Below are 14785 nucleotides of genomic sequence, written 5' to 3'. Positions count from 1 at the left end.
TAATCTACTTTTTTATTTTTTATAAATATGCGGATTTTCCACTACTCCTTTTTTAAATACTTTTCTAACGCCCATTCTTAGTGCATTATCAACTTGCAAAACTTGATCCAAAACCTTTTGCTCTGGACGACCTCTAAACGAAGTCACATGAAAAGAATCTGTTTCTCTTAAAGGTTCTTTAGAAAAATAATAATTTGAAACACATTTTCTAAAACCTTCAAACTTTATTGGAGAAACCGAATGCAAAGAATCATTATGCGTTGCCATTACCGCTAATCGATTGAATTTACTAAAAATCGTAATTTGATCATTTTTCAATCCATTTGGCCAAATTTCTAAATTACCACCATATTCTTCTTTCCAGTCTGGCGTTACATAATACAATAAATTCAACACACGCCACAATTCTCTTTTCGCATCGTGAGAATTATCCAAATGAGGCTGCAAAAATTGACGATTTCCCATCATAGACAAACCTCCAGCATACAAAGATGAATCTGGAATAGGTTGTTTTATTTCGCAAATCTCAGCAATCAAATTTACGATTCTTTCATCTTGAAAAGCGTAAATAATTTCTTCTAAAATAGGATGATATTGATCCATTTGAACAGCAATATATTTATCTTCTTTCAAACTTTTTTTCAACACCATTTCTTTTTCTTGTGGAAAAACTTGATTTATTTCCAAAACTAATTCTTCTGGTAATAGATCATCAACCCAAAAATAACCGATCTTATCTTTGCTACTATTATATTGTTGACTTATTTCTTCCTTTTGATCAATTAATCGTTGTAAAATTATATCTGCAAATTGATTTCTGTTCATAATCATAAAGTTAATTAAAAATTTGTTTCAAAATAATTTTGGCATTCAATTTATCATTCAAATCATATTCAAGCGTATCAATATATTCTTCTGACCCTAAAAAAGGTTTATTTTTTAAATGATTAATAGCTTTTATCAACTCTAATTTATTCAAAACTTGAACACAAAGTCCACTAATTTTCTCATCATCTATTACATTTTCATTAATTATCGAAAAACGACTATTGAATAATGCATTTATTACTTTTAGCTTTGTCCCAGATTCCTGAAAAGACCACGCAATATTAAGATGAGCTTTTGCGAAAAGTTTTTTCAAATGATTAAAATCTTTCAATTTAACAAATTGTATATGTGGATGATTTTTAATTTTTGCTTTTACCCAATCCTCTCTAGAACCTGAAGCAATAACGAAAGGATAATCAATTTCTTTAAAAACTTCTATCAAGAAATCGACTACTTTACAATTGTCCGAAGCTCTCAAATCTCCGTGATACAAAGCAAATTCTCCTTTTTCACTTAATGATTGAAAAGTTTCATTTCCATGAAAAACAGGTACAAATTTTCCTTTATTATATTTTTCTTGAATATAATTTTGTTCAAATTTAGAAAGTGTAAAAACTTCATCAAACTGGTGGATAATATTTTCGTATTGGATATATTTTTTTGCCTCAATATAAAACAATGCTTTTTTCGCTAGATTCTTTTCGCTTTCAGCCAATCCGGAAAAATAATTTTGCTCAATATTATGTAGTCTCAAATATTTAGAATAACCTTCAAGAGTATATTTATTCAAAATAAATGTTGTTTTTAGACTTTCAAAAAAAATAGGAGCTTTCAACGATTTAATTCGTTCATACAATAATTGACTATCCCTCGATCTTACTGAAATAGGATATTTCTTAAAAATATAATTAGGCTTTTGATGTATTGGATAAAAATAAACTTCTTTAGCATATTTTCTTAAAACATCGCTTTCTATTTCATTAAACCCAAACAGATGTAAATGAATCTCAATCCCAAGTTGATGAAATGCTTTCAATTTATAAAAAACATCTATAACACCTCCATAATTGGGAGGAAATGGAACATCCATACTTATAAAATGAAGTTTATTACCTTGATACATTAGTTAGTTAATTATTTAACAAAAAAAAGAGTCTACAACTAAGTAAACTCTTTCTTTAAAATTATATTGTGTAATTTATCTTATTCTGATATCGCTTCCGCAACTTCAAATAATCTTCCGTCTTCACAACGCACTTTACGCGCAGGATAGCGACGAATAATTTCATAATCGTGTGTAGCCATCAAAACTGCACAATTATTTTCTTTCGATACCGACAACAATAAATCCATAATATCATTTGACGTTTCTGGATCTAGGTTTCCTGTAGGCTCATCTGCTAAAATTAATTCAGGATGATTTAATAAAGCACGAGCTATAGAAACACGCTGTTGTTCTCCTCCAGAAAGACGGAAAGGCATCATTTTCTTTTTTGACAACATCCCTACCGAATCTAAAACCTCATCAATACGTTTATCGATTGTAGCCTTATCTTTCCAACCTGTTGCTTTCAAAACGAACGTCAAATTTTGCTCAACTGTACGATCTGTTAACAATTGGAAATCTTGGAAAACAATTCCTAAATGTCTTCTAAGATCAGGAATCTTACTTGTTTTCAATGATTTCAAATCCATTCCAACCACAGAACCTTGTCCCGATTGAAGCGGCAAATCACCATAAAGCACTTTCAACAAACTACTTTTTCCACTTCCTGTTTTTCCAATAAGGTAGACAAATTCTCCTTCATTAAGTGTAAAATTAACGTCAGATAATACTAAATGATTTCTTTGATATATAGATGATTGACTTAACTCAATTACATTTTTAGCTTCCATACTTTTCTACAGTCTTTAAAACAAATGTAAAAAAAAAGCTTGAAAGAACGACCTTCAAGCTTATTTTTTATGAATTGTAGCGATTATCTTTTAGCTCTTACTTCACTAACAGTTAATGCTTTTCTTCCTTTCTTTCTACGAGCAGCTAATACTTTGCGCCCGTTTTTAGAAGCCATACGCTCACGGAATCCGTGTTTGTTTCTTTTTTTTCTGTTACTTGGTTGAAATGTTCTCTTACTCATCTTTACTAAGTTTCTAATCCATTACTCGAATGGGTTGCAAATATACAGTTATTATTATTAATTCAAAAATCAAATTGATAGAAAATTACAAAAAAGCTGAATTAATAGTAAACCGCGTTCCGTTCTACACTTTGTAATTTTCGAAGTGCAAATATAAAAACATTTTTTTGTTAAGCAAGAGAAAATTAAAACAATAACAATTAAAACTTATCAACAATATCATTTACGAGGATAAAACAAAGCTATTTTTAGAAGGATTAGAAAAGTTTCCTTAAAACTTTCATAAAACATCAAATATCTTGTTTTTATCAATCTTATTTTAGCTTAAAATTCGTATATTAGCCACCTTATATAACAAAACAATATGACTGAAGGAGAAAGACTAATCCCAATTAACATTGAGGATGAAATGAAATCCGCTTACATCGATTATTCGATGTCGGTAATCGTATCTCGTGCGCTTCCGGATGTGCGTGATGGCTTAAAACCTGTACACCGTAGAGTATTATTCGGAATGTATGAATTAGGTGTTTTTTCTAATCGTTCTTACAAAAAGTCGGCACGTATTGTAGGGGAAGTTTTAGGTAAATTTCACCCACACGGCGACAGTTCTGTTTACGACACAATGGTACGTATGGCGCAACCTTGGTCTTTGCGTTACTTATTAGTTGACGGACAAGGTAACTACGGTTCTGTAGATGGTGATCCACCTGCTGCAATGCGTTATACTGAAGCAAGACTTCAAAAAATTTCAGACGAATTATTAGCTGATTTAGATAAAGAGACAGTTGACTTTCAACTAAACTTTGACGATACTATCCAAGAACCTACTGTATTACCTACTCGTGTTCCAAACTTATTAGTAAATGGTGCATCTGGTATTGCGGTTGGTATGGCAACAAATATGGCGCCACATAACTTAACAGAAGTTATTGACGGAACAATTGCATACATCGACAATCGTGAGATTACAATTGACGAATTAACACAATACATCAAAGCGCCAGACTTCCCAACAGGAGGTACTATCTATGGCTATGATGGTGTAAAACAAGCTTTCGAAACTGGACGTGGACGTGTTGTTTTACGTGCAAAAACTAATTTCGAAGAAGTACATGGTCGCGATTGTATTATCGCTACAGAAATTCCTTACCAAGTTAACAAGGCAGATATGATTGCAAAAACTGCTGAGTTGGTAAAAGATGGTAAATTAGATGGTATTTCTGAGATTCGTGACGAATCTGACCGTAAAGGTATGCGTATCGTTTATGTCCTTAAAATGGATGCGGTTCCTAACGTCGTTTTAAATAAACTATATAAATTTACTCAATTACAATCATCTTTCAGTGTAAATAACATTGCGTTGGTAAAAGGTAGACCAGAGCAATTGAATTTGAAAGACATGATTTATCATTTCGTAGAACATCGTCACGAAGTGATTGTTCGTCGTACGGAATACGAATTGAGAAAAGCGCAAGAAAGAGCTCATATCTTAGAAGGTTACATGAAAGTAATCGGAACACAAGATGATCTTGATCGTGCAATTAAAATCATTCGCGAATCTGCAACACCAGACGAAGCGCGCACAGGATTAATGGAAGCTTTCGAGTTATCAGAAATTCAAGCACGTGCAATCTTAGATTTACGTTTACGTACATTGACTGGTCTTGAGATTGATAAAATTCGTGAAGAGTACGAAGAAATCATGAAAATGATTAACCATTTGAAAGATATTTTAGCAAACGAAGATTTACGTATGCAAATTATCAAAGATGAGTTATTAGAAATTCGTAAAAAATATGGTGACGAACGTCGTACAGATATCGATTACGCAGGTGGAGACTTAAATATCGAAGATTTAATTCCTGATGAGCAAGTTGTTTTAACGATTTCTCACATGGGTTACATCAAACGTACACCACTTTCTGAATACCGCAAACAATCTCGTGGAGGAGTTGGTAATAGAGCCGCTACAACACGTGACGAAGATTTCTTAGAGTATATGGTTTCGGCATCTAACCACCAATACATGTTATTCTTTACAGAAAAAGGAAAATGTTATTGGATGCGTGTGTACGAAATTCCAGAAGGTTCTAAAACATCTAAAGGTCGTGCAATTCAGAATTTGATTAACATCGAGCCAGATGATAAAGTAAAAGCATATATCCTTACACATGATTTAATGAACGAAGAATACGTAAATAATAATTACGTAATCATGGTAACTAAAAATGGTATCATCAAGAAAACATCTTTAGAAGCTTATTCTCGTCCACGTGTTAATGGTATCAACGCAATTACTGTTCGCGAAGGTGACACATTATTAGAAGCTTTATTAACAGATGGTAAATCTCAAATTATGATCGCTTCTAAATATGGTAAAGCTATCCGTTTCGAAGATGAGAAAGTTCGTCCAATGGGTCGTACTGCTTCTGGTGTTCGCGGAATCAACTTAGGAGATCAACCAGATAATGAGGTTATCGGGATGATTGTTGTGACTGATGTAGAAAAAGAAACTGTATTAGTTGTTTCTGAACAAGGTTACGGAAAACGTTCTTCTATCGAAGATTATCGTGAAACAAATCGTGGAGGTAAAGGTGTAACAACACTTAATATTACTGATAAAACAGGAAAATTAATCGCGATTGAGGCTGTTACAGACGAAGATGATTTAATGATCATTAATAAATCTGGAGTTGCTATTAGAACTGGTTTAGATGAAATTCGTGTAATGGGTCGTGCAACACAAGGTGTTCGATTGATTAACTTGAAAAAGAACGACGAAATTGCAGCAATTGCAAAAGTACAAGTTGAAGAAGAATTGGAAAACGAAGTAGAACTTGATGAAGAAGGAAATCCAATTGTTGTAGAAAACACAAACGAAAACAACGAAACTCAAGCAGAAGAAACGCCTGCTGAGGATCCAAATAATGAATAATCAATGAAAAAATTATTATTTAGTTTAGGATTAGTTTTAGCAATGTCGACATCATTCGCTCAAACTAACACAGAAGAATTAACGACAGAACCTACAGTTTTAGCTGAAAAATATAATAAATCAGCAAAAGAAAACTTAGCAAAAGGTGACGTTACAAAAGCAAGTCAAGATTTAGCAAAATTATCTAAATACGAAAACGGTAAAGTTTGGCAAGTCAAAAATAAAGACTCTAAAAAAGACGAATTTTACTATTCTCAAGCCGATTTAGATAAAGCTACAGCTAGTGGTAATTACGCAAAAGCGAAAGAAGTTGCTTTACAACCAAAATATGGTTTCTTGTTGCAATCTGAAGTTTCTAATTTAGCAAACAAAGAATTAGACGCTGCAAACAAAGCAATGGACGCAAAACAATTTACTGAGGCTGGAACAAAATTCTTAAATGTTTTCAACTTAGTTGAAGCTTTAGGTACAAAAGAAGATATCTATAAATATCAAGCTGCAATCTGTTTTTACAACGCAGCTGATTATGATAAATCGTTAACGATTTTGAAAGAATTAGCGGCAAAAGGATTCACTGGTAAATCAGCTAATCAAACAAAAGATTACAACCGTGACATGTATGTTTTAGCACTTAATGGATTGTACAATGCGAAAAAATACGATACTATCGTAGAAGAAGCAACTACAAAATATCCAAAAGATGCTGACATCAACAATATCGCAACTGGAATTTACCAAGTTTCTGGAAACTCTGATAAAATGACAAAACGTATCGAAGAAGCGATTAAAATTAATCCAAACGATGCACAAAATTATTACAACTTAGGAGTTTTATATTTAGATGACGCTTCTAAAGCAGAAGAATCTAAAAACTTGTTCAAAAAAGCGATTGAATTAAATCCTAAACATTTCGAGTCTTACAACAATTTAGTTTTAGCTATTTTGCAACCAGACAAAGAAATTGTTGAAACAATGAACAACAATTTAGGAACATCTAAAAAAGAGAAAGAAATTTATAATGCAAACGAAGTAAAACGCAAAGCTTTGTTTACAGAAGCAGCTCCTTATCTTGAAAAAATGTACGAAATTCAACCAGAAAATCGTCAAGTTATTCGTAACTTAATTCAAGCTTACAAAACTTTAGGAAACGAACAAAAAGAAAATTTCTATCGTGACGCTGAGAAAAAATTAGTAAAATAATTATTTCAATATTTTAAAAAAAAGGACTTCAATTGAAGTCCTTTTTTTATGCTTTATCATTCTGAATGTAGATTTAACGAACTTAGAACAAATCCCAATTTCTTAAATCTGGTAAAAAATGATGGGCTGTCAAATCATAACGAACTGGTACAACAGAAACATAACCCTCCTCTAAAGCACGTTCGTCTGTATCTTCACCTTTGTCAAGATTTTTAAACTCTCCACTCATCCAATAATACGTTCTTCCACGAGGATCTTCACGTTTATCAAATTTTTCTTCCCATTTTGCATCAGCTTGGCGACAAACTTTTATTCCTTTTATTTCATGTTCTTTCAACTTCGGAATATTAACATTCAACACTACACCTTTTGGTAATTTATGTTTTAAAACTTGATCAATAATTGTTTTAATAAATTCTTCTCCAGCTTTAAAATCAGCATTATAAGCAAAATCACACAACGAAAAACCAATCGCAGGAATCCCTTCTATTCCAGCTTCTACAGCAGCAGACATTGTTCCCGAATAAATCACATTCACCGACGAATTCGATCCGTGATTAATTCCCGAAATACACAAATCTGGTTTACGAGGTAAAATTTGCGAAACAGCCAATTTCACACAATCCACTGGCGTTCCAGAACACGCATACTCTTTTACATCTTCATCAACTTCTATTTCATCACAAAACAATGTCGAATTTATTGTCACCGCATGCCCCATTCCACTTTGCGGACTATCTGGCGCAACAACATAAACTTCTCCAAATCCTTTTGCAATCTCTATCAACGCTCTTATTCCAGGCGCAGTTACTCCATCATCATTTGTAACTAAAATTAGCGGTCTTTCCATATTTTATTCTTACTTTTATTCATCATTTTTACAAATGTAAAAAACTTCCTTCTAATTTCTTTTTTGTTTTATATTTGAAGGAGTCTTAAATTATTAATTTATATAATACCAACGCAATATGTTAATTAAAAAAACGTATGTATTACTATCGTTTTTATCAATGAGTTTGCTTGCTTTTTGCTTTTGCAAACCCATGCTAGACACAGATGAAGAAAGAGAAAAGTTAATCGTAAAAAATACACGAAACACCCTAACTTACCTACATTACAAACCTGCTACTGTAGATGATAAATTTTCGGAAAATGTTTTCAATAAATATTTAGAATACATTGATCCAAGCAAACGTTTTTTATTGCAATCTGATTATGATCTATTCAAAAAAGATTATCACAATTTAGATGATTATTACAAATCAGAAAACTTAGGTTTCTACAATTCTACTGTTGACACAATCTACAAACGTATTGCTGACGCTGAAAAATATTCGATGGATGCCTTGTCAAAACCTTTTGATTTCAATCAAAAAGAGAATTTCAACATCGATTATAAAACATCAAAATTCGCGAAAGATAAGAACGAATCAAAAGATTTGTGGCGCAAATATTTGAAATATAACGTGATGTTAGAAATCATTTCAATGCAAGACGAATTAAAAGGTCAAAAGAAAGATACATTAGACAACTCTTCTTCTATAAAACCTATAAAAGATCCTTTGGCAGATGAGAAAAAGAAAATCACAAAAGATACGCCTTTTGCAGAAGTAGAAAAGATGGCGCGTGAAGAAGTTAAAGACTTGATTTCTGACTATTTCCGTCGTATAAAACAAACAAAACGCGAGAACTATTTTTCTATTTACATGAACTCGTTCACAGAACAATACGATCCGCACACAACATACTTCTCTCCAACAAGTAAAGAGGATTTCGAATTCGAAATGTCTGGACAAATGGAAGGAATTGGAGCCAAAATACAAGACAAAAGAGGTTACGCTACAATTGCTGAATTAATTGTTGGCGGACCAGCTTGGAAGAGCAATAAATTAGAAGTTGGTGACAAGATCATTAAAGTTGCACAAGGGAAAAATGGTGAAGCTAAAAACATCGTTGGGATGATTTTAAGCGATGCTATTCGCCTAATTAAAGGGAAGAAAGGAACAGAAGTTGTCTTGACTATTCAGAAAAAAGACGGTTCTCAACAAACAATCTCTTTGATTCGTGAAGTGATTGAATCAGAGGAAGTGTTTGCTCGCTCATCTGTTATTACGGACGAGAAGGGAGATAAATACGGAATCATCTATTTACCTGAGTTCTACACTCCAATGGGAAAAGAAGGCGGACGTTATCCTTCGGATGATATCAAGAAAGAAATTGATATATTGAAGAAAGAAAACATCAAAGGTCTTGTCTTCGATGTTAGAAATAATGGAGGAGGTTCTCTTGAAGAGGTAGTTAAAATCTCTGGATTGTTCATCAATCAAGGACCAATTGTTCAGGTGAGACGTTCGGACGGAATGCTTAAAATTCACGAAGACAAAGATAATTCTATCGCATACGACGGACCTTTAGTAGTAATGGTTAACGAGCTTTCTGCATCTGCGTCAGAGATTTTTGCTGCAGCAATGCAAGACTATGGTCGCGCTGTTATCGTGGGTTCTCCGCAAACCTTTGGTAAAGGTACTGTACAAACAATCTTGCCTTTAGATCGTCAGTCGGGAAGTGATGAGTTAGGCGCTATTAAGTTAACAATACAAAAATTCTACCGAGTAAACGGAGGTTCTACACAATTGAAAGGAGTTCAATCGGACATTGCATTAGTTGATCAATTCACTTACGAAGATATCAGCGAAGCTTCTCGTTCAGAAGCCTTGAACTGGGATCAAATCAAACCATTGGTTATTGCAAAATGGCCTTCTGCTTTCGATTTAGCGAAGATTAAAACGAACAGTAAAAATCGTTTGGCAAACAATGCTCACTTAGCATTAATGAACGAAAGTTTCAAGTTCATCAAATCAATGGAAGACGTAAAAGAGATTCCTTTGAACTTAGAAGATTACAAAACGTACCGTAAAACACGCGAAGATAAAATCAAGAAATTCGAAACTTTAGACAAGTATAAAAACAATTTCAAATTTACAATGAATCAAAACGATTTAGCAACTACTAAAACAGATACTGTTCTAAAAGCTAAACGTAACAATTGGTTCAAAGGAATGCAAAAAGACTTTTATTTAAACGAAGCTGTTAACGTTTTAAGAGACATTAAATAATGGAACAAGAAAACGGTTCATTTTCTCAAATCATATTCAATAAATTAAGAAAGAACACCCTTGGTGTTCTTTCTTTTAGTGTAATAGTATTAGCTGCAATCATTTCTATTTTTGCTTATGTCTTTGCGTCCGACAAAACGGAAAATGCAAACAGACAGGACCTAACCATTGCATATTCACCTATAGGTTATCAGCAAAAAACAATCGAAATCCCTTTACCTAATTATTCAGGAAAAACGAACTTTTCTGATTTTATATTCGGGAAAGAAATCGATACCGAACAAATAAGTATTACATCTTACAAAAGAGATGGACAAAGCATTACTTATATTCCATATATAGGGAACGGACTAAGTGGTGAAGCAATAAAGATAGATTTGTTAACTTGGACAAAGCATAACATCAAAACGCAAGATATAGAGAAGGATTTTATCTATACAAAAACCTATTTACTTGGAACAGATTCTTACGGAAGAGACTTTTATTCTAGATTAATCATCGGGACAAGAATTTCTTTTCTTATCGGGTTTATCGCTGTTTTCATTTCATTAGTTGTCGGAATTTCCTTGGGCGCTCTTGCAGGTTATTACAAGGGACGAACAGATAACATTATAATGTGGTTGATAAACGTTGTGTGGTCTATCCCAACATTACTATTGGTTATTGCAATTACCTTAGCTATTGGAAAAGGATTTTGGCAGATATTTATCGCAGTTGGACTAACGATGTGGGTAGAAGTTGCACGTGTAGTTCGCGGACAATTCCTATCATACAGAGAAAAAGAATTTGTAGAAGCAGCAAAAGCTTTAGGATTTTCGGACACAAGAATTATCTTCAACCAAATATTACCTAACGTTGTTGCACCTATTATCGTTATATCTGCTGCCAATTTTGCTTCGGCAATTTTAGTAGAAAGCGGTCTTAGTTTTCTTGGAATTGGCGCACAACCTCCTACTCCGTCTTGGGGAAATATCATAAAAGAACATTATAATCATATTATTTTAGGGAAACAACATTTGGCAATTCTACCGGGATTAGCTATTATGTTATTGGTTCTTGGGTTTAATATCTTTGGGAATGTATTGCGAGATATTATGGATATTAAGCAGTAAGAAGCTTATAAAGTTTTATACTTTTCTTTTTTTAATACTTTAAAACACAAGTTATATCTTTATCTATGTCTTTATGTGGTTAATATTTTATCTTTTTTAACCACATAGATACATAGGTTAAATATTTATAAAGATTAGAATAGATATTTTATTTTCACAATAGATTTATAGAAGTTTATCATTATTAATCAAAATCTATGTTTCTATGTAGTTAATTATTTACCAAAACAAAATTAAAACCTATCTATTCTAACAATATAAATACATTGGTTTAATAATTTGGAAGATGAGTAAAAAACTCATTAACATACGTTTTTTGTCCTTCATTAAATATGTTAAAACAATTGAAGTTAATTAGTATTCCTTTTGGACATTTCAGTAGTTTCATGTAAGTTAATAATTGAGCTTCATAAGCAGGAACAATATCTTGCACGGCTTTTAACTCAACAACTATACTATTTTCTACATAGAGGTCACAACGAAAATCGAGATCAAGTAGTTTTTCTTTATAGATAACTGGAACCTTCATTTCTGTGAGAAAATTTATTTTCCTATGATTTAATTCTTCTTTTAAGCATTGATGATAAACACTTTCTAACAATCCTCTTCCCATTGTTTTATGAACTTCTATAGCAGAACCTATTATTTCATAAGTTAATTCATCTAAATATTTTTTAGTTTTCATATTCTATGTTTCTATGTTGTTAATGATTATTCAATTGATATATAAATAACTTTTTCATAAAACCTCCCTACCTTTTATATAAAACCTAAGGAGGTTTTAAACAAAACGTCAAGTGATTTTAATGAAAACCACTTGACGTTTTTTATTTACTTCAATTAGAAGTTAGAAAAATTATCTTAACTATTTCTTTTTCTCATACTTTAAAGTAGCTAAAGTATCTCGTAAATCGAGACCAGGTCTAAAAAGTATTTTAGCACTTTTTATAGAAGCAGAATTTACTTTGTTCATTGCATCCATTCCTTCGCTACTTATACTTATTTGAAAAGAACCAAAATCTCCTAAGCGAACAATCTTTCCATCTGACAAATGTTTCGATAACATTTTAGCCAAATCAATCAATGTCGCATACACATCACTCTCACTAATAGATGAGGTTTGCGCAATTTCTTTACTCAAATTTCGAAGTGATACTTCACCATCTGCAATAGAATTTGCATAGAACTTTTTAGGCCCCGTAGGATCTCCTGGGTAAGCCTTCTGAATAACGTTGTATTTTACAGCCATAGAAAATAAGTGTTTTAATTAAATTGTTAATTAACTCTAATTTAACACTTTATATTTAATCAACAAAATAAAACTATTGATTATCAATAAAGTACATTATATCATAAAAACAAAAAAGGCTTCCTTATATAAGAAAGCCTTGTTATTATCTTGAAACTTTGGTCGAAAGTTTAGCTGTTGTTTTTGGTACAATTAGTTGTTGATGCAACCTCATCGAATCTTTATTAGGTGCTTTTAGCGGATAAGTTCCTGTAAGTCCAACCAATTTGAATGCACTATATATATTCTTATTCTGCTTGTTTCCTAATGCAATTACCGTAAATTGATTGTTAACATCGTGTACAAAAACGGTGTTATTCCCGTGCCACCAACCATTGTGATACAATAATTTTTTACCATTGTCATATTCTAACAAGCGCATTCCAAGCCCATAATTCTTGAAACCTTTCTGCTCGTAACTATATCCTTGGAAAGCTTCTTTCTTGATCTTCTTCGGTAAAAAATCGTCTGAATACATGGCAACATCTAACTTGTAAAGATCTCTTGGCGTTGAGTAGATATTTTTGTCTCCATACGTGCGGTCAAAATCATCCCAAGCCCACTCGTAACCATTGTATTTGTAAGAACGAGCTACTGTATCTTTATCGCGATCATACTCAAAAACAAAGGTGTTATTCATCTCAAGAGGGTCAAAAACCATGTATTTCATTGCTTTCGGATAAGGTATTTTCATAATCTTTTCGATTACTAAAGCAAGGAAAGCGAAGTTGGTGTTCGAGTAATAAAACCCTTTGTCTGCGGGACGAATTTGTTTAACGTCAAATTCTCTAAAGATATCTAACACATCTTGATTAGAAATTGGTTTCTCGCGATCCATCATTACCTTCTTGTTATTCCACAAAACGTTGGCATAATTTGGCAAACCACTGCGGTGATTTAGCAAATTACGAACCGTGATATCGTCGTAAGGAAAACCTTCTAATATTGTATTTACTTTTTGATCTAATTTGATTTTACCTTTCTCGACCAGCTTAAGTATCGCCATAGATGTAAAAACTTTCGAGATAGATGCTATGTGAATAGGCGTTTCGGCAGTGATTGGACGCTTATGTCTTTCGTCTGCCATCCCTTGATATTGCTCTAAAAGTACTTGCCCATTCTTCACAACCAACAAACCTCCGCTCACTTTCCCGTCAACCCAAAAGTCTTTATAATAGGTGTTTAGTTTATTTCTGTAATCATTAAGTTCTGCTTGTGTGTACTTCATTGGCTTGAAATCTGCTTTCCAATCCAACGAATCATAGCGCAAAGCATGAGGATCCTTCTTTCTAACTTCTTCTTTTTGTTCGTTTTTCTTGCTACAGCTTCCCATAAACAGCATTGCAGAAGCAAGAACAACCGCTACATATTTCATGTGTTTTTTCTTAATCTTATTGTTTGTTTCTACTAAAGTATATATTTATTTGTGGAATAGTTACCCGTTTAGAAACATTAAGTTTTTTTTATGATTTGTGCGAAAGTTGAGACTTAAACTCGCCTAAGATGACACTTGTTGCAACAGCTACGTTGAGACTTTCGGTAGAACCATTTTTCCCAAAGAACGGAATACTTAGTTTATTTGTCGTTAACTTCTCGATTTCTGGAGAAATTCCATTCGCTTCGTTCCCCATTACCAAGATACCTTCTTGTGGAAGTGTTTGTTCATAAATAGATTCTCCTTCCATAAAAGTCCCGAAAATGTTTCCTTTATAGTCAGACAAGTATTTCTCCAAATCGATATAATGAACTTTCACTCGTGTAAAAGAGCCCATTGTCGACATCACAACTTTTGGGTTGTACATATCAACAGATTCTTTGGTACACAAAATATCCTCTACACCAAACCAATCAGCCAAGCGGATAATTGTTCCTAAATTACCTGGATCTCGAATATCATCCAAAGCAATACTTAAACCATTCAACTTGATGTTTTCGTTATAATTAGGTAATTCACAAAGTGCTAAACCTACATTCGGAGTAGTTAAGAAACTGATCTTTTTCAAGTCTTTTTCTTCAATAAAAGTCTTTTTGATATGTGTAGCTTCTGGCCAAAAGTCTTCAGTTATAAATAATTCTTTAATATTTATAGAACTTTTTATAACTTCCCCAATATTTTTAACACCTTCTACGACAAACAAATTATATTTTTGTCTATATTTTTTAGA

At 32.7% G+C, this 14785-nt stretch carries 13 protein-coding genes; 4 read left to right on the top strand and 9 right to left on the bottom strand.

Features of this window, described 5'->3' with window-relative positions; translation table 11 throughout:
- Positions 1-12: 12 nt before the first annotated feature.
- From B2X73_RS02920 to rpmH, 4 genes are all read right to left on the bottom strand, one after another.
- Positions 13-825 (bottom strand): 2OG-Fe(II) oxygenase, encoded by an 813-nt coding sequence (locus B2X73_RS02920; RefSeq protein WP_291075815.1) that lies wholly within the window; start codon positions 823-825, stop codon positions 13-15.
- 10 nt (positions 826-835) lie between these two features.
- Positions 836-1951 (bottom strand): hypothetical protein, encoded by a 1116-nt coding sequence (locus B2X73_RS02915; protein ID WP_291072327.1) that lies wholly within the window; start codon positions 1949-1951, stop codon positions 836-838.
- A gap of 80 nt (positions 1952-2031) precedes the next feature.
- Positions 2032-2724, bottom strand: a complete 693-nt coding sequence (locus B2X73_RS02910; RefSeq protein ID WP_038333079.1) for a cell division ATP-binding protein FtsE — start codon at positions 2722-2724, stop codon at positions 2032-2034.
- An 83-nt stretch (positions 2725-2807) separates the two neighbouring features.
- Positions 2808-2966, bottom strand: coding sequence for a 50S ribosomal protein L34 (rpmH, locus tag B2X73_RS02905; protein ID WP_019974979.1), 159 nt, complete (start codon positions 2964-2966; stop codon positions 2808-2810).
- 364 nt (positions 2967-3330) lie between these two features.
- Between rpmH and gyrA the strand changes: the two genes are divergently transcribed.
- Positions 3331-5904: a DNA gyrase subunit A gene (gene gyrA, locus B2X73_RS02900; protein ID WP_219033702.1), complete on the top strand. Its 2574-nt coding sequence runs from the start codon at positions 3331-3333 to the stop codon at positions 5902-5904.
- Between the two features lie 3 nt (positions 5905-5907).
- Positions 5908-7104 carry a tetratricopeptide repeat protein gene (locus tag B2X73_RS02895; RefSeq protein WP_221854161.1) on the top strand — a complete coding sequence of 399 codons (1197 nt, stop codon included), beginning with the start codon at positions 5908-5910 and terminating at the stop codon, positions 7102-7104.
- An 82-nt stretch (positions 7105-7186) separates the two neighbouring features.
- On the opposite strand, the gene surE is transcribed toward B2X73_RS02895, so the two are convergent.
- Positions 7187-7954 (bottom strand): 5'/3'-nucleotidase SurE, encoded by a 768-nt coding sequence (surE, locus tag B2X73_RS02890; RefSeq protein WP_219033704.1) that lies wholly within the window; start codon positions 7952-7954, stop codon positions 7187-7189.
- Between the two features lie 193 nt (positions 7955-8147).
- On the opposite strand from surE, the gene B2X73_RS02885 reads away from it, so the two are divergent.
- The gene (locus tag B2X73_RS02885; protein WP_291095655.1) at positions 8148-10220 is read left to right on the top strand and encodes a carboxy terminal-processing peptidase; all 2073 of its coding nucleotides are present in this window, start codon (positions 8148-8150) and stop codon (positions 10218-10220) included.
- The gene (locus B2X73_RS02880; protein ID WP_219033706.1) at positions 10220-11332 is read left to right on the top strand and encodes an ABC transporter permease; all 1113 of its coding nucleotides are present in this window, start codon (positions 10220-10222) and stop codon (positions 11330-11332) included. Before B2X73_RS02885 ends, B2X73_RS02880 begins: the two co-directional genes overlap by 1 nt.
- A gap of 271 nt (positions 11333-11603) precedes the next feature.
- Here B2X73_RS02880 and B2X73_RS02875 read toward each other — a convergent pair whose 3' ends face one another.
- The 4 genes from B2X73_RS02875 to B2X73_RS02860 all read right to left on the bottom strand — a co-directional run.
- Positions 11604-12017, bottom strand: a complete 414-nt coding sequence (locus tag B2X73_RS02875) for a GxxExxY protein (protein ID WP_291095653.1) — start codon at positions 12015-12017, stop codon at positions 11604-11606.
- A gap of 180 nt (positions 12018-12197) precedes the next feature.
- Positions 12198-12581 (bottom strand): HU family DNA-binding protein, encoded by a 384-nt coding sequence (locus B2X73_RS02870; protein WP_291095651.1) that lies wholly within the window; start codon positions 12579-12581, stop codon positions 12198-12200.
- A gap of 145 nt (positions 12582-12726) precedes the next feature.
- Positions 12727-13995 (bottom strand): serine hydrolase domain-containing protein, encoded by a 1269-nt coding sequence (locus B2X73_RS02865; RefSeq protein ID WP_291095649.1) that lies wholly within the window; start codon positions 13993-13995, stop codon positions 12727-12729.
- An 88-nt stretch (positions 13996-14083) separates the two neighbouring features.
- The coding region (locus B2X73_RS02860) for an RNA methyltransferase (RefSeq protein ID WP_291095647.1) at positions 14084-14785 on the bottom strand (702 nt) is incomplete at its 5' end.

This window comes from Empedobacter sp. UBA7252 (genome assembly GCF_002472765.1).
Lineage (GTDB): Bacteria > Bacteroidota > Bacteroidia > Flavobacteriales > Weeksellaceae > Empedobacter > Empedobacter falsenii_B.
The sequence above is the reverse complement of the archived record's forward strand: the minus strand, read 5'-3'. Positions and strand labels throughout refer to the sequence as shown.